This is a genomic window from Caulobacter sp. GW822-FHT01G02 (genome assembly GCF_058802865.1).
This window is the reverse complement of sequence record NZ_JBXAON010000012.1, coordinates 16192-38198: the sequence shown is the minus strand read 5'-3', so window position 1 is coordinate 38198 and position 22007 is coordinate 16192. Positions and strand designations below refer to the sequence as shown.

Sequence of the window (22007 nt, the reverse complement as noted above, 5' to 3'; positions counted from 1 at the left end):
ATCGGTAGGGCTCTGTATCATCTCAAGCGCGATATCAAAATATACATTGACGAAAATTGTCAATGTGAAAGCGCAGCGGAGGGAACACCCATGAATGCTCGTCACGCCTTGCTTGCATCCGCCTGCGCCCTGGCGCTTTCGACCGCTTCGGCGACGCAGGCCCAGACCGCGTCACCGACGCCGGAGGCCTCGATCATCGACGAGGTGGTGGTGACTGCCCAGAAGCGCTCGGAGAACCTGCAGGACGTGCCGCTGACCCTGTCGGTGTTCGGCGCCAAGGAGATCGAGCAGGCTCGCATCGTCCAGGTCCAGGACGTGGCCAACCGCACGCCGGGGCTCAATTTCGACACCTTCCCCAGCAGCCAGCCGCGCCCGACCCTGCGTGGCATCGGCTCGTCCGATCGAGGCGCGGCCGGCGACCCGTCGGTGTCGGTGTTCATCGACGAGGTCTACTATGGTCGCCCCTCCGCCGTCGCCTTCGACGCCTTCGACGTCGAGCGCATCGAGGTTCTGAAGGGGCCGCAAGGCACGCTGCTGGGCAAGAACGTTGTCGGCGGCGCGCTCAGCATCATCAACCACAAGCCCGAAACGGCCGCGTTCAACGCGGGCGCGTCGTTCACGGTCGGCAACTATTCACGGGTGGAGGGCGCAGGCTTCGTCAACGCCCCGCTGGCCGACGGCAAGGCGGCGGTCCGTGTCAGCCTAAGTTCGCGCAACCACGACGGCTACACCAAGAACGCCTTCGCCGGCGGCGCGGCCGAGGACCAGGCCACCAACAGCGGCCGCGTGCAGCTTCTGCTGAAGCCCAGCGAGACCTTCTCGGCGATCCTGGCCGTCGACGGCACGCGCGATCGCGGCAATGGCGACGCGCGCCACGTCGTGCAGGTGGATCCCAGCGTACCGGCCAGCGCCCTGTGGCGGATCAACGGCCAGCGCGACCAGTATTTCGCCGAGAACAACGGCCGCAACGACCGCGACACCTGGGGCGTGCGGGCCAATCTCAGCTGGGACCTGCCTTTCGCGTCCCTGACCTATATCGGCTCGTATCGCGACCTGACCTACCACTACGCCGAGGACTTCGACGGCGGCAATCCGAGCATCTACGCCCTGAATTTTCGAGGCGGCCAGGACGAGAACACCAACTTCCACAGCCATGAACTACGGGCCTCGGCGCTGCCCAGCTCGAAGCTGCGCTGGGTGGTGGGCGGCTATTATTTTGGCGCGGACACGCGGCGGACCGACAGTCTGCTGGCCGACATCAAGTCGCGCCCGACGCCGCCGGCCACCTACGCGGCCAAGGACCTGTTCCACCAGGACGCCCAGACGACCAGCTGGGCCCTGTTCGGCGACGCCACCTGGCCGGTGACCGCCCAGATCAATGTCTTCGGCGGCCTGCGTTATTCCAAGGACAAGAAGGACTACGCGCTCAACAACCTGGACTCCACGGCCCTGCTGCGCGCCGCGGCCCGTTACAGCATCGATACGAGCCACAGCTGGGACAAGCTGACCTGGCGGATCGGCGGCGACGTCTCACCCAGCGACAACGTCATGCTGTACGGCGTGATCTCGACCGGCTTCAAGAGCGGCGGCTACCAGGACACGCCATCAACGGCGACCTCGGCCGCCACCCCGTTCAATCCCGAGACCGCCACCCTCTACGAACTCGGCGCCAAGACCACGCTGCTGGATCGTCGCCTGACCTGGAACACCTCGATCTACCAGACCGACTACCAGGACCTGCAGGTGCGCAGCACCCGGGGCTTTGACACCATCACCACCAACGCCGGCACCGCGCGCATCCGGGGTCTGGAGACCTCGCTGGACGCGCGACTGAGCCCGCGGATGCGGGTCGGCGCCAGCTACGCCTATACGGACGGCAAGTTCCTGGAGTTGGTCGATCGCGGGCAGGATCGCTCGGGCAACCACATGACCCGCAGCCCCAGGCACAAGATCACCCTGTCGCCCAGCTACGCACGGCCCTTCGCTTCAGGCGCGCGCCTGACCGGAACCGTCGACCTCGCCTACGAGAGCAAGGTCTGGGACGATATCGACAACAACCCGATCACGGTCCGCAAGCCCAAGCTGCTGGCCGACGCGCGCCTAATCTACGACAGCGCCGATGGTCACTGGAACCTGTCGGTGTGGGGCAAGAACCTGACCGACCGCTACTATCGGACCCACCAGGTCGTGTTCCAGGGCGCGGACCTCGTCACTTTCGGCGCGCCGCGGACCTTCGGCGCGACCCTGAACTGGAAGTACTAGGATGATCGCCAAACCCTGGAGGCGGTCATGAACCTGGCGCTGCTCGGCTTCCTGATGGTGATCAGCTTCATGACGCTGATCATGACCAAGCGGTTGTCCGCCGTAACGGCCCTGATCGTCGTGCCGATCCTGTTCGGTCTGCTGGCGGGGGCGGGGCTCGATCTGGGCGGCATGATCATCAAAGGCGTCGCCCAACTGGCGCCCACCGCCCTGATGCTGGCCTTCGCGGTGCTCTATTTTGGCGTCATGATCGACGCGGGCCTGTTCGATCCGCTGGTCCGGCTCGTGCTGAAGACGGTGGGGGATGACCCCGTCCGCGTCACCGTCGGCACCGCCTTGCTGGCGATGGTGGTGTCGCTGGACGGCGACGGCGCGACCACGGCGCTGGTGACGATCTCGGCGCTGCTGCCGGTCTATCGCCGCTTGAAGCTGAACCCGCTGATCCTGGCCCTGCTGCTGGGGCTCAGCAACACGATCGTCAACCTCACGCCCTGGGGCGGACCGACCGCGCGCGCCGCCACGGCATTGCGTCTCGAGCCCAGCGCGGTGTTCCTGCCGATGATCCCGGCCATGTTGATCGGCCTGGCCGGCGTCCTGGTCCTGGCCTGGTGGTTGGGAAGCGGGGAGCGTAAGCGTCTGGGGCGCCTGGGGCTGGAGCCCGTCGTGACGGGGGCGGGGGGGAATCCGCGTCTCGACCTCCCCGACGATCCGACGATCAAGCGCCCCAAGCTGATCTGGTTCAACCTGGCCCTGACCCTGGCCCTGGTGGCCGGCTTGGTGACGGGTCTGGCGCCGCTGCCGGTGCTGATGATGGGCGCCTTCGCGATCGCCGCCATCGTCAACTATCCCGACATCGCCAGCCAGCGGAAGCGCGTGGCCGCCCACGCCAACAACGTTCTGGGCGTCGTCCTGCTGATCTTCGCGGCCGGGGCCTTCACCGGCATCCTTTCGGGGACCGGCATGGTCAAGGCCATGGCCGATGCGACCCTGGTGGCGATCCCGCCAAGCCTTGGGCCCTATCTGGCCCCGATCACGGCCCTGATCAGCATGCCGATGACCTTCTTCATGTCCAACGACGCCTTCTATTTTGGCGTCCTGCCGGTGATCGCCGAAACGGCCGCGAAATTCGGCGTGCCGGCCGAAGCGATCGCTCGCGCCTCGCTGGTCGGTCAGCCGGTGCACGGGCTGAGCCCCCTGATCGCGGCGATCTACCTGGTCACCGGTCTGCTGAAGGTCGAGGTCGGCGAGGCCCAGCGGTTCTCGCTGAAGTGGGCGATCGCCGCCTGTCTCCTGCTGCTGGTCGCCGCCCTGGCCACCGGCGCCTTCCCCTTGCGAGCCGGCTAGTGGCTCGAAACGATTTTCCGAAGGATGTCTCCATGTACGACGGCAAACTACCGGAGGGCGGCGTCAAGGTCCTGGTGCCTTGTGGGGCGCTGGGCGGCGGTGTGCGGCCCGACGAGGTCGAGGCGGGCCTGGCCGCCGGCGCCCACGCCATCGCCCTGGACGCCGGCTCCACCGACAGCGGCCCGGCGTATCTGGGCACCGGCAAGTCCAAGTACAGCCGCGCGGCGGTCAAGCGCGACCTCTCGATCCTGATGGCGGCCCGGGCCAGGGCCGGAATCCCGCTGCTGGTCGGTTCATGCGGCACCTCTGGTTGTGACGAGGCCGTCGACTGGACCCTGGAGATCGTGAGGGAGATCGCGGTCGAGCAGGGGATCTCGCCCAGGATCGCGGTGCTCTATTCCGAGCAGGACAAGGCCGTGCTGAAGGCCCGCAACGCGCAGGGTCGTATCCGTCCTCTACCGCCTCTGGGCGCGCTGGATGACGGCGTCATTGATGACTGCGCCCACATCGTCGCCCTGCTTGGGCCCGAGCCCTATGTCGCCGCGCTGCGGGCCGGCGCCGAGATCGTGCTGGGCGGACGCACCACGGATACAGCGGTCCTGGCCGCCGTGCCCCTGATGCTGGGCGCCGCCGCCGGTCCGGCCTGGCACGGCGCCAAGGTCGCCGAGTGCGGCGGGCAATGCACGGTCAATCCGATGAACCCCGGCATTCTGTTCTCGGTCGACGACGAAGGCTTCGACATCGCGCCGCTTTCGCCGGACAACCGCTGCGAGCCGCACACCGTCTCGGCCCACATGCTCTACGAGAACAGCGATCCGTTCCGTCTGGTTGAACCCGGCGGCGTGCTGGACGTCACCGGTTCGGTCTATCTCGCGTTGGACGATCGCAGCGTGCGGGTCACCGGCTCGCGATGGACGCCCGGACCCTACACCATGAAGCTGGAAGGGGCCGCTGGCGGGCCATTTCAAACGGTCATGCTGGTGGGGATCGAGGACCCCGCAGTGCTGGCCGATCTCGACGGGTTCATGGCGCGAATGGCGCAGGCGCTAAACGAGCGCATCCATCGCGCCATGGGCGACGCCGCCGGGGACTTCGACATTTCGCTACGCGCCTATGGCTGGAACGCTGTCTCCGGTCAGACGCCAGGAGCCGGAACCCCGCCGCCGCGTGAGGTGGGCCTGCTGTTCGTGGCCACGGCCGAAAGCCAAGCCCAGGCCACCCAGATCGCCAAGGCCTGCAACCCCTATTTCTTCCATTTTCCTGTCCGCATGGGCATCGAGCTGCCCAGCTACGCCTTCCCGTTCTCCCCGGCCGAGATCGAGCGGGGCCAGGTCTTCGAGTTCAAGCTCAATCATGTTGTCGAGACCACGGATCCCTTCGAACTGGTTCGCACGCGCTGGGTCGACCTTGACCAGGACAACCTCGAACAAGGCAAGGAGGCGGACCATGGTCACGCTGCGTGAGGTCTGCCACCAGGTGCGCTCGAAGAACGCCGGGCCCTTTTGGGTGACGATTGACGTCTTCTTCGACGGACCGGAGTCCTATGCGCGGTTCAAGGACGCGCCCGCGCTCTCGGCCGAGGCGATCGGCGAGGCCTATGGCGCCGATCCGACACAGGTGAAGCGCTTCGCCGTCGACTCCCTGAGCGTGCTGAAGATCTCCTATCCCAGGAAGTCGCCCCAAGGCGGCGTCGTAGAGCGCGATATGCACAGCGGTCAGCAGTATGTCCGCCTCCTGGACGTGTTGCTCGAATAGCGCGAGCTCTTAGTCGGCTGTCCATGTGCCCGCGGTGGCGGGAGCGGGATCTAGGGCGATGGAGACCTGGAGTCGCGGTCGCGCATAGCCGGGCGCCGGCTGGATGGCCTTCAGAAGGACGATCCAGCCGCGACTCCTTGATCGACTGAACGAGACACCGGTTCGCGGTGTCTAGGCCACCAACATCGCGAGCGGATCGGGGGCGGCCGCCAGCGCGCGCTCGCTGGCGACGAGCTGGGTCCGCAAATGGGCTTCCAGGATGTCGAGGATCTCCCCATCAACCTCGGCGTCGAACTTGCGCGCGAAGAGGTCCGAGCTCGACGTCAGCCTGTCCGCGTCGGCCTTGGTGAACGTGCGGGGGCGAAGCTTGATGTCTCCGTCGGGCACCCAGTCGATCATCCGCAGGTCGTCGTTGACGATCTCGCCATGCATGGCGGTGTTCATCATCACGGTCTGGAAGAAGCCCTCATCGGCGATGAAGGTGTTGCGGTAGAAGGCCTTGTAGCGATCGACCGACGGGTCATGGCAGACGAACTCGCAGAACGCCCGGCTGACGATCTTCCACTGATTGCCGATATAGGGCGTGGCGTCGTTCAAGAAGAGCCGCGTGACCAGGCTGTCGATGATGCGGCCGCCCTGTTCGACCACGTGCCCGAGAACGCGGCCCATGGTTTCGGGGCGACTCCTGGCCTGGTCGAGGACCCGGATGAACTCCCGGCCCCGGTTGGCGTCGAGAAAGTCCCGGATGCGGCCCTGCGTCGCGAGCGGAAAGTCCTGGCCGCTGAGGTTGATGAAGTAGTCCCACCGGGCGTCCATCTCGAGCAGCCGGGCCATGCCGCGCAGCTCGGCGTCGACCAGGCTGTAGCCGCCCCACAGGGCGCGCTTGCTCTCCAGGACGGCGGCGTTGGGATAGGCGGCGAGAAACGCGCGCAGGTCGTTCTCCAGCTCAGGGCCGGCGTTCTTATCGACATGGACGAGGTAGTGGTTGGCCGGATCGTGGATCGCCTTGAACAACCGCTTGAACTGTTCGGGATAGCGATGGACCAGGATCAGGTAGGCGATTGTCGGCGGCGCGCGGCGGGGGGCTTGGATCAAGACCTGGCGCCTCGCGGGGCGTGGGGGGCGATTGGATGGGGTCGGGAGGGCTGGCCGCTGGTCGAGCGGAGATCTTCCAAGCCCTTAGGGCCCGAGGGGCGAGTTCCGGGGTAGGTGTTCACGGCGTGGCCTTTTCGTCGAGCGCGCCGGTCCGCGGCGCTCGGTCGTCTGGGGGCTGGCCGCTACTTCTTGCGCGGCGCCAGGGTCTGCGAGAGCGTCGGGGGGGCGGCGGCGATCACCTTGGGTTTGGCGGTCTTGGGTTTGCGGACTTCACGATTGCCTTTGGACAAGAGAGTTTTCCTTTCAAGGGCTGTGGGGGAGGGGGGCGAGCGTGTGCGCGGAGGCCGGGCTAAGCCCGACCTGAAGCGGTCGACCGTGATTTGATGTCTGGAAGAGAGCGTCTGGGCGCCCCGGCTTCGGGACCTTGGGACCGTCCGCTGGGAGGGGCAGGGCCGGATGGCGTTACTGCGCGCCTCGGCAAGACCCTAGCACGCGCGGCCGCGGGGCGGGGAAAAGATTGCGTCGTGGGGAGCTATTGGCCTTGGATCGCGCTATCTTGTCCGGGCCACGGATTACCCCGCGCCATGCGGGCTCGTCGGCCTGAAGGGACGTCATGTCCTCCCCCTCGAACAGTCCGGCCCGCAAGCTCACGCGCGCGGTATTTCAATGAACCCGTGGGGCGCCGTGTTGGCGATCTTCGGCGTGCGCCAGGTTTCGATGCGGGATGTGCGGGCCGAGGCCTTCTTCCTTGGCGGTCGGCACAAGGGCGAGATCCGGGAGGGGGCGCAGAAGGAACTGCTGGCGCCGGGCCTCCATCCCGATCGCGCGGCCCTGCTGCGGGCGGTCATTCGCATGACCCCGCGGTCCACGATCGGGGAGGCGCGCCCATGACCGACGAAGACGCCCAGGCGATGCGTCGCGAGAACGACTATCTCAAGCGCCGGAACGCCCAATTGCAGAACGACATCACCAGCCTCGGCGGCCAGGTGCTGCGCATGCGGCAGGAACTGGAGCGGTCGAGCGGTGGCCACCCGGGTCAGGCGCCGAACCCGCTCGCGAGCGGACAATCGTAACGCTGGCCGCTCTTGATGGTGGGGGGCTGAAGCGAGTGCTTCCTATGCGACGAGGCGCTGGGCTGGGAGAAGCGCGCTCACGACCAGCCGGCTGAGCAAGCGATCCCCAATCGGGATGATGGCGTCGACGAAAAGGTCCGATGTCGTGGTTTCGATCTGCGGAGGCTCCTGCAGCACGCTGGCGTCCACTTGGAAGGTTTCCTGAACGCCGTCGACGAGGACGCCGGCCAACTGCGCGCCGTGCTGGATCACGACGATGACGTGGCGCGACGAGACTTCGGTCATGCCCAAACCCAAGCGACAGCGCAGGTCGATGACCGGCATCACCGCGCCCCGAAGGTTGATGACCCCCAGCATGTAGCTCGGGGTGTGCGGCATCTGCGTCGCCGCGGTCCAACCCCGAATCTCTCTCACGCTGCGAATGTCGATACAGAACTCTTGGCCGCCGATCTCGAAGGAGATCAGCTCCAGTTTGCCCGCGCTGGGCAGGCTGCTCTCGCTCACCATCTGGCCGTCTCCCTCGACGCGGGTCAGAACTCTTCCCAGGACTGCGCCGCCGCCTGAGCGCCGCCACCGGGCCGCGCGAAAGCGGCTATCCTGGCCTGGGCTCGCGCCACGGGATTGGCCGCTGGCGCATGACGACCAGGCTGGGCGCGTTCGACGCGCGTGGCGGGCGCGCCGGTCTGGAAGCGCGCGACCAGCGAGGCCAGCTCGGCGGCTTCGGTCTTCAGATTGGCGGCCGCGGCGGTGGCTTCCTCGACCATGGCGGCGTTCTGCTGGGTGACCTGATCCATCTGATTGACAGCGGTATTGACCTCATTCAGGCCGGTGGCCTGTTCCTGCGACGACGTGGCGATTTCGGAGATCAGGACATCGATCTCGGCGATCTTGGTCACGATCCCGGTCAGCGCTTGGCCGGTGTCGCCGACGAGCTTGACGCCCCGCTCGACCTGAGCGGTGCTGCTGGCGATCAGGGTCTTGATCTCCTTGGCCGCTTCAGCCGACCGCTGGGCCAAAGCCCGGACCTCCTGGGCGACGACGGCAAAGCCGCGCCCGGCTTCACCCGCCCGAGCGGCTTCGACGCCGGCGTTCAAGGCCAGGAGGTTGGTCTGGAAAGCGATTTCGTCGATCACGCCAATGATCTGGGTGATCTGACCTGAACTCTGCTCGATCTCGCCCATGGCGGAGACCGCGTCGCGCATGACCTCACCCGAGCGGGCGGCGTCGGTTCGCGCGCCCGAAGCGGCGGATGAAGCCTGCTTGGCCCCTTCGGCGCTTCGCTTGACGGTGGCCGTGATCTCGTCCAGGGCCGCAGCCGTCTGCTCCAGGCTGGCGGCCTGCTGCTCCGTGCGGCGCGACAGATCATCCGAAGCGCTGGAGATTTCATCGGCGCCGGCGCGCAAGCCGCCCGTCGTCGCCGTAATCCCACTCATGGCTTCGCGCAGGCTGTCGATCGCGGCGTTGAAGTCGTCCTTGATTTGCGCGTAGCGACCCAGGAATTGGGCGCTGATCCGAGCCGTCAGGTCACCTTGCGCCATGCGTTTGAGGCTTTCGGCGAGATTGGCGACAACCTCCTCCTGCTCTTCCGCCGCGCGTTGCCGCTCGCCCTCGGAACGCATTCGCTCATTCTCGATGGCCGTGACGTCGGTGGCGAACTTGATGACCTTATAGGGCTTGCCGTTCTCATCGAGCACGGGGTTGTACGAAGCTTGGATCCAGCATTCGGCGCCCCCCTTGCCGATTCGCAGGAACTTGCGCGCGACGAACTGTCCGCTGTTGAGCTCATTCCAGAAGGCGCGATAGTCGGCGCTCGCCGCTTCGGCTGGCGGGACGAAAATGCTGTGGTGTTTTCCGACGACTTCCTCCGCCCGGTAACCCAGGGCGTTCAGGAAGTTGGCGTTGGCCCGAAGGATCGTTCCATCGAGCTTAAACTCGATCACCGCCTGGGACCGGTCCATGGCGGCGACCTGAGCCTTTAGCTCGCGCAGCTCGGCGACGATGGCGGCTTGCTTGGTCTTGGCCGTATTCGAAAACAGCATGGCGGTTCGATTTCGCTCTAAGAACATTGTTGCATGAACGTTGCTGCAAAATACTAACGAGGTGCTAATTTCCTATTCAAAGGGCAGATATGACGCAGGCAAAGCCTCCCCAAACTGAGCAACCACCTGAAAGCGCGACGATTGGCCACGGTTAACAGCAAGTGAATTGCAATCTGGCCGATCTCATCTAAGCCGCAGTCGCGGTGGGTGAGTTCAGTGCGTGGGTTGTGAGAGTATGGGCTTAGAGGATTTAGTGGCCGCCCTGACAGCCGCCTCGGAGACGGCGGTGGTTGTCACGGATGGCGAGCTTTCGCATCCAGGGCCGACCATCCTGTACGTCAATGGCGCCTTCGAGCGCATGACCGGTTATTCGAGTTCGGAACTGGTGGGGCAAACGCCCCGGTTGCTTCAAGGCGAGAAGACCAGTCTCGCGACGCGCCGCACGCTGGCGCGCGCGCTGCGCGAAGGAAAGCGGATGAAGGTCGCCTTGATCAACTATCGCAAGTCGGGCGAGGCCTATCGGTGTGAGGTCGAGGTCTTTCCGATCCACGACAGGGACGGCGTGCTGGTCAACGCCGTGGCGCTGGAGCGTGAAGTGCGGCGACGACCGGGGCGACGTTCGGTGATGGGAGAGGCCTAAGGGGCCTTAAGGTGGTGCTCTGGGGCGGATCGGCCGATTGCGCCATGAGATCCGACTGACGCCGCCGAGCAACGGGCGGAATGTTGTCGGGCGGGCGAGCAGAAAGGCGCGGCGCGCGCCGGAATCTGGCTTACATAGCGCGATGCCAGCACGATCGGACCCGATGGCCTTCACCGCTCCTGACCGCGACGACGCCCGTGCGCGGACGGTGGCGGCGGCCATGGACATCGTGGCGGGGCAGGGGCTGGCGGCGCTGTCGGTGCGCGACCTCGCCGCGGCGATCGGCAAGAGCACGACCGTCATCTTCAATCTCTTCCAGACCAAGGCCGGGGTGCTGGGCGCCATGGTCGAGGCGGCGATGGAGGAAGATCTGGCGTTCCATGACGCCTTTCTGTCCCAGGTCGACGGACTGGTCCTGGATCAGCGACGGATGGTCGACATCACCGCGCGCTACGTCCTGGCGCGGGCCGAGCCCTCGGCGCGCTTCGCCCGGATCTGGGAAGAGGTTCTGATCGATCCCGAGGCCGCCCAAGCGGCGCGCGAACCGCTGGCGCGCTGGCTGGCGATGCGGCGAAGCAAGCTGGAGGGGCTGCTGGCCCGTGACGCCCGGCTCGCGCGCCTGGGCGCTGTCTATCTGCCCTATCTGCTGATGGAGGAGCTTTACGCCGCGGCCCTGGCGCGGCGGCTCGACTACGAACTGCTGCTTCGCGAGAGCCTGGAGGGGTTGTTGGCCATGGCGTTCGGTGAGCCGTCCGGCGGCGAGGCCAAGGTGGCGCGATGGTTCACCGACGCCCTGGTTCTGCCGGAGCCGCCCAGCAAGCGTCACGCGCCGGGGTCGGTGAAGATGCGTCTGCTGGACATCGCCGCCGACCAGATCCTGGAGCGCGGCATCGGGGCGGTCACCAACCGCGCCGTGACCCAGACGGCCGGGGTCTCGACCTCGACCATCCTCTATCATTTCGCCGACATGCGCTCGTTCCTGACCGAAGCGATCTGGCACAGCGTGTTTCGCGAGATCCCCGACTATCTGGACACCCGCAGCCCGCGCGACCGCGAGCGGCCGGCCGACCTGGAGGGCCTGGCGGCGCTGCTGGCGCCGACCTTGCGGCCGGGATCATCCGAGGACCCGGGGCGCGCCGGCTTCTACGTCAAGTACGCCCGCCTGATCGCGCAGATCTGCCTGATCGCCCGGCGCGACGCCGCCTTCGAGAACATGGCCATGCTGCTGCGTGGCCCCGAAGGCGGCGGCACCTATGCGCGGCGCGAGGCCGTCTGGCCGCCGACGTTCGACATGACCCGCCTCGGCGCCATGCGCTTCGCGATCTGGATCAAGGGCTCGGCCCTGTTGAGCGCGGCCTTCCCTGAGACCGAGGCTCAAGGGGCGGAAGCGCGGCTTGGCGCGGCGGCGCTGGCCCTGGTGCCCGTGACCGCGTAGCGCGTCGAACGAACGATATTATTCAGTTCTCTCATTGGTTGTGTTTTGCCCAGGGGCGCGTGAAAGAGTTCCTTTGTTCGGGCTTCATCAAAGCGACACGGGCCGCTCCTATATCCCCTTCGATGTCGAACAACTGATTTTTCCGGCCGTTTGTCGTCGGGAAGAGGGGGCGTGATGCGTGTACTGTCGAAAGTGAAATTCGTGGCTCTGCTGATGGGAAGCGCCGCGATCTTCGCGGGGCCGGCCATGGCGGCCGAGGCGGTCGCTCCGGCGGCGGATGAGGCCAGTTCCACCCGTCTGGACGAGGTCACGGTGACGGCGCGACGCCGCGCCGAATCCGAGCAGAAGGTCGCCGCCGCCCTGACCGTGGTCAGCGGCTCCGAACTGGACCGCCGCAACATCCAGACCGTCAACGACCTGGAAAACAGCGTCCCGAACCTGGAGGTCACCAGCCAACTGGGCGGCGGCCAGCCGCAGTTCCGCATCCGTGGCGTCGGCCTGACCGACTATGCCGCCAACAATACCGGCACCGTCGGCGTCTATGTCGACGAGGTCGCCTATCCCTACGGCTCGATGACCCAGGGCGCGCTGTTCGACGTGGCCCGCATCGAGGTGCTGCGCGGTCCGCAGGGCATCCTCTACGGTCGTAACACCACCGGCGGCGCGGTCAGCGTCATCACCAACGCCCCAACCCAGACCTTCGACGCGGGCCTGACCGCGTCTTACGGCCGCTTCAATGCCGCCCATGTCGACGGCTTCGTCTCGGGTCCGTTGACCGAGACCCTGTCGGCCCGCCTGGCCATGACCACCGACCAGGGCGGCGCCTGGCAGTATCACCGCGACACCCATGAAAAGCTGGGCGACAAGGACCGCTGGGCCGCCCGGCTGAAGCTGGACTGGAAGCCGAGCGACGTCACCGAGATCGACGGCTCGCTGCGCTACAACCGCGACAAGTCCGACGGCCTGGGCCTGCGTCTGGTCACCCGCGCCTTCCAGTCGCACAACTACGCCCCGATCGGTAAGATCTACCCGATCGACAGCGACCCGCGGATCACCGGCTGGGGCATCACGCCCTATTTCGCCAATCTGATCGGCGCCTCGACCAACGCCAAGCCGTTCCGCGACAACGAGGGCGTCGGCGCCAACGTCCGCCTGCGCCACGACTTCGGCTGGGCCGCCCTGACGGCGGTGGTCGGCTACGAGACCTTCAAGCGCCGCGAGTTCAACGACTGGGACGCCACGGCCTCGAACGAGGCCGGCACCTTCTTCTTCAACGACATCGACACCCTGTCGCAGGAAGTGCGCCTGGCCTCGCGCGGCGACCAGGCGTTCCGCTGGCTGGCCGGCCTCTACCACTCCACGGAGTCCGTCGACGGCGGCTTCTATTCGGACTTCTCGGAAGCCTCGACGCTGAAGAACTGGTTCTCGACCACCTACAAGCAGGACGTCGAGACCACGGGCGCCTTCTTCAACCTCGATTACGACCTGACCAGCCGCTTCACCCTGTCGGGCGGCCTGCGTTACGAGGACGAGACCCGCGAGCTGAAGGGCTTCAAGACCGAGATCCTGGCCCCGACCTACTCGCGGCTGGCCAACACCGACAAGGACCGCCACATGGGCGAATGGTCCGGCAAGGTCGGCGGCGAGTACCATTTCACCAAGGACGTGCTGGGCTATGCCAGCGTGGCGCGCGGCGTGAAGTCGGGCGGCTTCACCACCTACAACAGCGGCCTGCCCACGCAGCTGGACCCGTTCGATCCGGAGAAGCTGATCGCCTACGAGGCGGGCCTGCGCTCGGAGTTCTTCGACCGCCGCCTGCGCGTCAACCTGGCCGCCTTCTATTACGACTACCGCGACCAGCAGCTGCAGGGCGTGCTCTACACCCAGACCGGCCGCGTCGGCCGGATCATCAACGTCCCCAAGTCGCACATCCAGGGCGGCGAACTGGAGATCACCTGGAAGCCGACGGCGCGCCTGACGATCAGCCAGTCGCTGGGCTACAAGTACGGCCAGTATGACGAGTTCTTCTTCGTCAACGCCACAGCCACCGAGGCGGCCAAGGACCCGGTGACGGGCCAGTACAACAAGATCGTCTACAGCGACCGCTCGGGCGAGCGCCTGCCGTTCCCGCGCACCGACTACAAGGGCGCCATCAGCTACGTGATGGACGTCGGCGCCTGGCAGGTCGAGGCCGAGACCAACTACAACTACCGCAGCGACATGTTCAGCACGTCGTCCAACTCGGTGATCGGCGACTACTGGCTGTTCAACGCCAGCCTGACGGCCCGCCCGGCCAACGGCAAGTGCGCGGTCGGCGTCTGGGTCAACAACGCCACCGACGACTATTTCGAAGAGACCCGCAACGCCTTCATCTCGGCGGCGACGGCTTCGCCGCACGAGCCGCGCACCTATGGCGTTCGGGTCAGCTGGCGCTATTGATCGACGGCCGTTTGCCCTTCGGCCATCGGCCTCGCCGCGGCGCGCGTTTCGCGCCGCGGCGAGGTTTCCGCGTTCTGGATAGGAGCTTGTCATGACGGTGGATCGCAGACAGGTCGTGGGAACGGGCCTGGCCCTGGGCGCGGCGGCCTTGGCCTCTGGCGCGGAAGCCGCCGAGACCGCCTTCCGCCACGGCGTGGCCAGCGGCGAGCCGGGCTCGGACCGGATGCTGCTGTGGACGCGGGTCACGGGCCTGGGTGAAGTCGACGGCCGCTGGCGGATCGCGACGGATCCGGCCATGCGCAAGGTCGTGGGAGAAGGGCGCTTCATCGCCCTGGCCGAGCGGGACTTCACGGTCAAGGTCATGGCGCAAGGGCTGAAGCCCGCCACCGACTACTGGTACCAGTTCGAGGCTGGCGACCAGCGCTCGCCGGTCGGCCGCACCCGCACCCTGCCGGTCGGACGGCTGGACTATCTCGACCTCGTGGTCGCCTGCTGCGCCATGTACACCATGGGCTATTTCCAGGCCTATCGGGCCATCGCCGAGCGGCCGAAGCTGGATGCGGTGCTGTTCGTCGGCGACTACATCTACGAATACGGCGCCTCGAACTATCCCGGCCTCGACACCCTGCGGCCGGCCGATCCGCCCCACGACACCGTCACGCTCGACGACTATCGCCGCCGCTTCGCCCAGGCCCGGACGGACACGGATCTGCAGGCAGCCCATCAGCGCGCGCCGTGGATCTGCACCTGGGACGATCACGAGATCGCCAACGACGACTGGATGCACGGCGCCCAGCACCACGATCCGGCCAAGGACGGCGACTGGGAAACCCGCAAGGCCGCCGCCGTCCGCGCCTATTACGAGTGGATGCCGATCCGCGATCCTGACCCGGCCGATTCCTACGCCATCCAGCGCGCGGTGGCGTTCGGCGACCTGGCCACCCTGATCGTGCCCGAGACCCGGCTGAAGGCGCGCGAGGTGCAACTGGCCCTACCGAAGGATCTGGACCGTTCGCCGGACGGGCGTCCCGACCTCGACGGCTTCCGCCGCAAGATCGCCGACCCGGAGCGCCGGATGCTGGGTCAGCAGCAGGTGGACTGGATCGCTGGCGAGATGCGCGGCTCGGTCGCCGCCGGCCGCCCCTGGGTGCTCTTGGGCAGCGCCACGGTGATGGCCGACTACGCCTATCCGGACATGAGTCGCTGGGCTCCGGCCTCGGGCGCCCTGAAGGGCTTCTTCGAGCTGACCAGGCTCGATTTGCCGCTGCTGAACCTTGACGCCTGGTCGGGCTACGCGGCCGAGCGGCAGAGGGTCTATGACGCCATCCGCGCCAGCGGTGCGCGCACGGTGGTGCTGTCGGGCGACAGCCACATGGCCTTCGTCAACGAACTGCACGACGAGCAAGGGCGGGTGGCGGTGGAGCTGTCGACCAGCACGCTCACCGGTCCGTCGCTGGGCGTGGTTCTGGCCATGAAGGACGCGCCCTTCGGCGAGCGGGTGGCCGAGCGTAACCGCGACATCGTCTGGTGCGATCACCTGGCGATCGGCTTCGTCGCCGTCCATGTCACGCGCGAGGCGGTCGAGGCCAGCTTCGTCAGCGTCTCCAACCCGCGCGTCGCCGGCTCGCCCACCCCGGTGCAGCGCCGCGTGCGCGCCGTCGCCGAGGCCAAGGGCGTCAGCGGCTGGACTCAGCTCTAGGAGTCGTCATGTCTTCGCTTACCCTGAACCGCCGCGCGCTGCTGTCCGGCCTGATCGTCGCCCCGGCCGTGCTGCGCTTCGGCCAGGCCCAGGCCGGTGGCGCCTATGTCTTTCCGCTGGGCGTGGCCAGCGGCGATCCGGCCCCCGACGGCATGGTGCTGTGGACCCGCCTGGCGACCGATCCCCTGGCCGCCGACGGTCTGGGCGGCATGGGCGCCGCTGTCCCCGTGCGTTGGGAAGTGTCCGCCGACGAGGCCTTCCGCCATGTGGTCATGGCCGGCGATGCGATGGCCGAACCCGCCGCCGCCCATAGCGTCCACGTCGAGGTCTCCGGCCTGCGCCCCGACCGGCCATACTGGTACCGCTTCACCGCCCTGGGCCAGCAGAGCCTGGTCGGCCGCACCCGCACCGCTCCGGCCGCGAACGCTGAGATCGACCGCCTGCGCCTGGCCGTGGCCTCGTGCTCGCACTGGGAGCGCGGCTATTTCAGCGCCTATGGCCATATGGCCGACGAGAACCCGGACCTGACCCTGTTCCTCGGCGACTACATCTACGAATATTCGATGGGCCCCGACCGCAAGGACCAGATCGTCCGCCCCTACGGCCTGGAAGAGGCCACGACCCTGGCCGGCTATCGCAACCGCTACGCCCTGCATCGCACCGACGCCGACCTGCAGCGCCTGCACCAGGTCGCGCCCTGCCTGGCGACCTGGGACGACCACGAGATCCAGGACGACTATTCGGGGATCTGGTCCAAGACGCCGGGCGTCTCGCCGAATGCCTTCCTGCGCCGCCGCGCGGCCGGCTACCAGGCGTTCTACGAGGCCATGCCGATCCGCCGCACGCGGCTGGACGCGCGCCTGCAGATGCCGATCTACCGCCGGGTCCGCTACGGCAAGCTGGCCGAGTTCTTCATGCTAGATGGCCGCCAGTACCGCTCGCGCCAGCCTTGCGCCGACGGTCCCAACGGCGGCAAGGGCCAGATCGTCACCGACGCGGCCTGTCCCGACCGTCGCGATCCGGCCCGCACGTTCCTGGGTTTCGACCAGGAGCGCTGGCTGTATGACGGCCTGGCCAACACCCAGGCGCGCTGGACCGTGCTGGGGCAGGACCTGGTGATGGCCGGCCTGCGCTTCGGTGACGGCGGGCCCGACACCAAGTTCTGGACCGACACCTGGGACGGCTTCCCCGGCGCGCGCGACCGCCTGGCCCAGGCGATCACGACATTGAAGCCGCGCAACCCGGTGGTGCTGAGCGGCGACTACCACTCGTTCTGGACCAATGACGTCAAGCTGAACGCGGACGATCCGGCCTCGGCCACCATCGCCACCGAGTTCGTCGGCACCTCGATCACCTCGTCGGGGCCGCCGTATGAAGGTCTGATGGCGGCCATGCCCAACAATCCGCAGATCAAGTTCTTCGACAGCCGGGTGCGCGGCTACATGTCGATCGACGTGGGGCGAGGCCGGATGACGACCCGTTACAGGGCGATCTCGGATGTCCGCGACCCCCGCGCCACCGTCGCCACGCTGAACACCTGGGTCGTCGAGGATGGTCGCGCCGGAGCGGTCAGGGCCTGAAGCCCGCCGTCGACGCGCCCCTGGAAATGCGCGGCGGCGCGGCTGGGGCGAGCCTGAGCGGGACTGTCCGGGAAGAATTTCGCCGTTGGCTCGGGGGATATCCGTCACGCTGCGTCTTCATACCTTGGAGACGTCATCTGGCGCCGTGATCCTTGGGGGAAATGTGACGTGATGGGGGGCGGCGTTGAGACAGACTGATCGCCTGGACGCCCCCGTCGCGGCTTCGCTGGCCGGTTTGGCGCAGCTCTATCGCAAGCCGCTGCTGCGCTTCTTCGCCCGCCGGGCGCTGTCGCCCGAGACGGCCGAGGATTGCGTCCAGGACGTCTTCGTGCGCCTCGCGCGGGTGGCGGAGTCCGAGGTCGAGAACTCCGAAGCCTATCTGTTCAAGGTCGCCCGCCACGTCCTGATCGATCGCGCGCGCCGGGCCAACGTCAGGCGGGAAGGGCAGCACGACCCGATCGCGGACTTCCAGCTGATCAGCCCCGAAGGCTCGCCCTCGCGGATCCTGGAAGGGCGCGAAGCGCTCGAACAGGCGGCCAAGGCCCTGGGGGAGCTGCCCGAGCGGACCCGCAACATCTTCCTGCTGAACCGGCTGGACGGCCTGACCTACACCCAGCTGGCCGCCCGCTACGCAGTCAATGTGAAGGTCATCGAACGCGAGATGGGCAAGGCTCTCAGTCATCTTCGACAACGGCTTCCTGATCATGACCGACGCTGAACGCATTGAAGGAGAGGCCGCGGCCTGGGTCGTGCGCCTGCATTCCGATCAACGGACCCAGGCGGATCGGGAGGCCTTCAACGCCTGGCTGGAGGCGGACGCCGCCCATGTGGAGGCCTTCTCGGTTCACGTGACGATCTGGGATTCCGTGGCGGCGTGGGGCGACGATCCCAAGGCGCGCGCCGTGCTGCAATTCTCGCCCTTGTGGTCGGGATTTGGTCGGCGGCTGGCGCAATGGGGAGTCGGCGCGGGAGGGTTGGCCGCGGCCGCGGCGCTGGTCTTCTTCCTGGCGGGAGGGCTTCAGCCCACGCAGCACTACGCGACCGTGCCCGGCGAACTGCGGACCATCTCGCTGAGCGATGGGTCGACCTTGCTGATGAATACCGATTCCAAGGTCAGCACGCGCTTCACGCGGAGCGAGCGCCGCGTGCTCATGGAGCATGGTCAGGCCTATTTCCGGGTCGCCAAGGACAGCGCGCGGCCGTTCCGGGTGTTCGTCGGCGATGACGAGGTCCGGGCCGTCGGAACCGCGTTCGAGGTGCGGCGACTGGAGGACCGCGCCGAGGTGGTGCTGGAGGAAGGGCGTCTGGCGATCTTTCACGGCGTCGATCCGTCGGAAAGCAAGCGCCTCCTGGCGAGGTCCTCGACCGTTCCAGCCGTCAAGCCGGCGCTCTACCTGTCGGCCGGCCAGTCCGTGGATCTCGACGGCGCCAAACCCTCCGTCGCGCGGGAGGCCAACGTGGTTCAGTCCAGCGCGTGGCGGTACGGACGTGTCGTGCTGGACAATGTCAGACTGGACGAGGCGGTCGCGGACCTGAATCGCTACGGCGGCCCCCAGATCGTGCTGGCCGATCCTCGGCTTGGCGATATCCGGATCAGCGGCGTGTTCCATACCGGGCGACCTTATGACGTCGTGAGCGAGGTCGTCGGCGCCTTCCCGATAAGGATCGTCAAGAACGACGACAAGCAAATCGTCCTGGGATCGCAGGCCGCGGATGCTCGTATCCAGGCGCCAGATGTCGTCAAAAGTTCACGATAAGATTTCAGGGGTAAGGAGAGCGGGCTGCGTCTTCTGATCTGCCGGCGAGGACCGGTCGACGGGGATGACCATGCAGCAGAAATTCTTGCCCGCCCAGTTCATGGGCGGCTCGGCCTTGGCGATTGTCTTGGCCCTATCGGCTCAGACCGCCTGCGCTCAAACCCAGGCCCGTGCGTTCGAGATCACCCCGCAGGCGCTGGGCTCGGCGCTGCGTGTGTTCGCGCTGCAGAGCGGCAAGGACATCGTCTTCGACCCCGGTCTGGTGCGCGGCAAGACCGCGCCCTCGCTCAAGGGGCGGTATCTGAACGAAGAGGCCCTGCGGCGCCTGCTGGCGGGGTCGGGCCTTACGTTCGAGGGCACTGCGACGGGCGGCTTCATCATCCGGGTCGCCGCCCAGGGGGGCGCGACGGCGGCGCAGGACGTGGCCGACATCGGCGCGGTCGTCGTGATCGGCCGCCGCACCATCGATACGCCGCACGAGCAGATCAAGCGGCTGACCCCGGGGATCTCGGATTCGGTGACGGTCTCGGACATCGAGAACACGCCAGATACGACCCTGCCCGAAGCGCTGGACCGCGTGGTCGGCGTCAGCGCCGACAAGTACTACGGCACCAGCGACGGTGGGTATGTATCGGTCCGGGCGTTCGATTCCCGCTACAACAGCATGGACATCGACGGGAACCCGATCTGGTTCAGCAGCCAGAACAATCGCGGCGCGCAGATCGGCGTCTTCCCATCGTCGATCATCAAGGAAACCAGCGTCTACAAGACGGTGACGCCCGACCAGGACGGCAATTCGGTCGGCGGTCACATCTCGCTGCGCACCCTGCGCGCCTTCGACGGGGGCAGCCGGCCCTACCTGTCGCTGGGCGGCCGCATCGGCCGCTTCGACCAGGACAGCATCGTCAATTCCGGTCCGTCGATGCGCCTCTACGGGGCCGCGAAGGCGACCTTCGGCGCTGACCGTCAATATGGCGTGGTCGTGGGTTTCAACGCCCAGCGGATGCGAAATTCCGACAAATACGGCGGCGTCGACACCTATGCGCAGGTCAATGGCGAGGACCAGGTCAACGCCAGCAATCTCTACAGCAACAGTCTCTACGACAAGGACGTCAGGAACGCGGTCGGCTACGCCAAGGTCGAGATGCGCAAGAATGACGGGCTGTACGCCTTCCTGTCCGGCACGATCATCGACGACTCCCGGCGCCAGTACCTGGATCGGGAAGGGACCTACATCTACAACACCGCCGGCCGCACGACGAACTTCAGCAACGGCGCCGCCGACTTCAACAAGGCGATCGGCCAGACCAAGCAGTACGACTACGACATCAAGCGCAAAGCCAAGATGCTGGGCGGCGGCGTCGACTATCAGGTCGGTCGCGCGGGGGTGCTGGCGGTGCGCGCCAACTATACCGACTTCAACAACACCATCGTCACCCGTTATCCGGAGACGTTTCAGCTGAGCAATCTGTCGGGTCACTACGACCTGAACGGTGACTTGCCGACGACCCGGTACGACAGTCCGGCGACCTACAATGACCCGGCCAACTGGATCAACCGCAACACCACGGCCTCCTACGTCCGCGATCAGGACCTGCGCGACAAGGTCAGCGCGGTGAAGGCCGACTACAGTCAGAACACCTTCCCCGAGGCGCGGGGACTGGGTTTCGCGGCCGGCGCCAGCTGGACCCGGCTGGACCGCACCTATGACCAGGGCCAGGCCAACTATCTGCTACCCAAGGGTACGGTGTTGAAGCTGTCCGACGTGGCCGCGCCGGGCGCGACCATGGCCGACAACGCCGCGATCAGGATGAACTGGGACAAGTTCTGGACCTATGTCTACGCAAACGGAATCAAGACCACCGACCAGGCGCCGGCCTCGGACTACGCCCTGGTCGAGGATGTGTTCGCCGGTCACGCCGAAGCCTATCTGTCGGGCGAGCGCTATCGCCTGATCGCCGGCCTGCGTTACGAGAACACCCATGATCAGGACGACACCGCCGACACCGTCGGCGGCGTCTCGACCCCGTCGCGCCGGATCAACCACTACGGCAACTGGATGCCCAACATTCAGGGCAGCTACGACCTGACCGCGCGTCTGAAGCTGAAGGCGGCCTTCACCAAGACCATCGGGCGGCCCGACTTCGCGGACATCGCGCCGGGGCGATCGGTTGGGGTGGACGCCAACGGCAACCCCGTCATCAGCGGGTCCAACCCGAAGCTCGGCCCGCGCCTGTCCACCAACTACGACGCCAGCGTGGAATATTATCTCGCCGGCGGCTTCGTTTCGCTGGCCGTGTTCCACAAGGACCTGAGCCACGAGACCTTCAGCCAGAAGACCCTGACGCTGGACAGCACGGGTGCGGTGATCCTCACCCAGACCACGCCCCTCAACAGCGGCAGCGCCCGGGTCACGGGCGTGGAGGCCTCGTTCGCCAAGCGGCGGCTCGACTTTCTGCCCGCGCCGTTCAACCGTCTGGGGTTGAGCGCCAACTATACCTACCTGGACAGCCGCTGGACGGTGATCCTGACCGACGGAACGGTGCGGACCATCGACTCCCTGCGCAACCAGCCGAAGTATCTGGGCAACGTCGGGGTCAGTTACGACCTGGGACCGGTCGATCTGCATGTCGACTATCGGGTCCGGGGGCGCGCGTTCACCACCACCTTCGGAGCCACGCCGACCGGCGACCAGTGGATCAAGCCCACCGACCAGCTCGACGCCCAGATCAACTGGCGCCTGGCCAAGGGGCTGCAGGTGACGTTCGAGGCGCGCAACATCACCGACAGCTATACGACGATCACCACCGGCGCGACGGGCGCCATCTACAACAGCGTTGGCGGCGGGCGGAGCTATTTCGCCGGCTTCAAATACCGCTACTGAGGCCG

General features: G+C 66.8%; 17 protein-coding genes. 14 read left to right on the top strand and 3 right to left on the bottom strand.

Annotation, left to right across the window (positions count from 1 at the left end):
* The first annotated feature begins 90 nt into the window (after nucleotides 1-90).
* The 4 genes from AC1RNC_RS24975 to AC1RNC_RS24960 are packed head-to-tail and all read left to right on the top strand — an operon-like array spanning nucleotide 91 to nucleotide 5361.
* Nucleotides 91-2262 carry a TonB-dependent receptor gene (locus AC1RNC_RS24975; protein ID WP_492888701.1) on the top strand — a complete coding sequence of 724 codons (2172 nt, stop codon included), beginning with the start codon at nucleotides 91-93 and terminating at the stop codon, nucleotides 2260-2262.
* A 27-nt stretch (nucleotides 2263-2289) separates the two neighbouring features.
* Complete coding sequence (locus AC1RNC_RS24970) at nucleotides 2290-3606, top strand: CitMHS family transporter (protein ID WP_492888700.1); 1317 nt, start codon at nucleotides 2290-2292, stop codon at nucleotides 3604-3606.
* Between the two features lie 32 nt (nucleotides 3607-3638).
* Nucleotides 3639-5069 carry an acyclic terpene utilization AtuA family protein gene (locus AC1RNC_RS24965; protein ID WP_492888699.1) on the top strand — a complete coding sequence of 477 codons (1431 nt, stop codon included), beginning with the start codon at nucleotides 3639-3641 and terminating at the stop codon, nucleotides 5067-5069.
* Complete coding sequence (locus AC1RNC_RS24960; protein WP_492839893.1) at nucleotides 5053-5361, top strand: DUF4387 domain-containing protein; 309 nt, start codon at nucleotides 5053-5055, stop codon at nucleotides 5359-5361. Before AC1RNC_RS24965 ends, AC1RNC_RS24960 begins: the two co-directional genes overlap by 17 nt.
* Nucleotides 5362-5532: 171 nt before the next feature.
* On the opposite strand, the gene AC1RNC_RS24955 is transcribed toward AC1RNC_RS24960, so the two are convergent.
* The gene (locus AC1RNC_RS24955) at nucleotides 5533-6456 is read right to left on the bottom strand and encodes a beta-1,6-N-acetylglucosaminyltransferase (protein ID WP_492888698.1); all 924 of its coding nucleotides are present in this window, start codon (nucleotides 6454-6456) and stop codon (nucleotides 5533-5535) included.
* Nucleotides 6457-7143: 687 nt separating this feature from the next.
* Here AC1RNC_RS24955 and AC1RNC_RS24950 point away from each other — a divergent pair.
* Nucleotides 7144-7347, top strand: coding sequence for a hypothetical protein (locus tag AC1RNC_RS24950; RefSeq protein WP_492888697.1), 204 nt, complete (start codon nucleotides 7144-7146; stop codon nucleotides 7345-7347).
* Nucleotides 7344-7529 (top strand): hypothetical protein, encoded by a 186-nt coding sequence (locus AC1RNC_RS24945; RefSeq protein WP_492839896.1) that lies wholly within the window; start codon nucleotides 7344-7346, stop codon nucleotides 7527-7529. The genes AC1RNC_RS24950 and AC1RNC_RS24945 overlap by 4 nt, the downstream gene beginning before the upstream one ends.
* Nucleotides 7530-7571: 42 nt before the next feature.
* On the opposite strand, the gene AC1RNC_RS24940 is transcribed toward AC1RNC_RS24945, so the two are convergent.
* Nucleotides 7572-8036: a chemotaxis protein CheW gene (locus tag AC1RNC_RS24940; protein WP_492839897.1), complete on the bottom strand. Its 465-nt coding sequence runs from the start codon at nucleotides 8034-8036 to the stop codon at nucleotides 7572-7574.
* A 23-nt stretch (nucleotides 8037-8059) separates the two neighbouring features.
* A complete protein-coding gene (locus AC1RNC_RS24935) occupies nucleotides 8060-9568 on the bottom strand; it encodes a methyl-accepting chemotaxis protein (RefSeq protein ID WP_492888696.1) in 1509 nt (502 codons plus the stop codon).
* 253 nt (nucleotides 9569-9821) lie between these two features.
* Here AC1RNC_RS24935 and AC1RNC_RS24930 point away from each other — a divergent pair, with 253 nt between their 5' ends.
* The 8 genes from AC1RNC_RS24930 (at nucleotide 9822) to AC1RNC_RS24895 (ending at nucleotide 22002) form a co-directional block, all read left to right on the top strand.
* The gene (locus AC1RNC_RS24930) at nucleotides 9822-10208 is read left to right on the top strand and encodes a PAS domain-containing protein (RefSeq protein WP_492888695.1); all 387 of its coding nucleotides are present in this window, start codon (nucleotides 9822-9824) and stop codon (nucleotides 10206-10208) included.
* 163 nt (nucleotides 10209-10371) lie between these two features.
* On the top strand, nucleotides 10372-11643 hold the full coding sequence (locus AC1RNC_RS24925; protein ID WP_492888694.1) for a TetR family transcriptional regulator: 1272 nt from the start codon (nucleotides 10372-10374) through the stop codon (nucleotides 11641-11643).
* Nucleotides 11644-11817: 174 nt separating this feature from the next.
* A complete protein-coding gene (locus AC1RNC_RS24920) occupies nucleotides 11818-14082 on the top strand; it encodes a TonB-dependent receptor (protein WP_492888693.1) in 2265 nt (754 codons plus the stop codon).
* Nucleotides 14083-14173: 91 nt separating this feature from the next.
* Nucleotides 14174-15781 carry an alkaline phosphatase D family protein gene (locus AC1RNC_RS24915; protein WP_492888692.1) on the top strand — a complete coding sequence of 536 codons (1608 nt, stop codon included), beginning with the start codon at nucleotides 14174-14176 and terminating at the stop codon, nucleotides 15779-15781.
* An 8-nt stretch (nucleotides 15782-15789) separates the two neighbouring features.
* A complete protein-coding gene (locus tag AC1RNC_RS24910) occupies nucleotides 15790-17361 on the top strand; it encodes an alkaline phosphatase D family protein (protein ID WP_492888691.1) in 1572 nt (523 codons plus the stop codon).
* A gap of 184 nt (nucleotides 17362-17545) precedes the next feature.
* Nucleotides 17546-18079, top strand: coding sequence for an RNA polymerase sigma factor (locus tag AC1RNC_RS24905; protein ID WP_492888690.1), 534 nt, complete (start codon nucleotides 17546-17548; stop codon nucleotides 18077-18079).
* Nucleotides 18066-19118 carry a FecR family protein gene (locus AC1RNC_RS24900; protein WP_492888689.1) on the top strand — a complete coding sequence of 351 codons (1053 nt, stop codon included), beginning with the start codon at nucleotides 18066-18068 and terminating at the stop codon, nucleotides 19116-19118. Before AC1RNC_RS24905 ends, AC1RNC_RS24900 begins: the two co-directional genes overlap by 14 nt.
* Before the next feature lie 70 nt (nucleotides 19119-19188).
* A complete protein-coding gene (locus tag AC1RNC_RS24895; protein ID WP_492888688.1) occupies nucleotides 19189-22002 on the top strand; it encodes a TonB-dependent receptor in 2814 nt (937 codons plus the stop codon).
* Nucleotides 22003-22007: the final 5 nt, after the last annotated feature.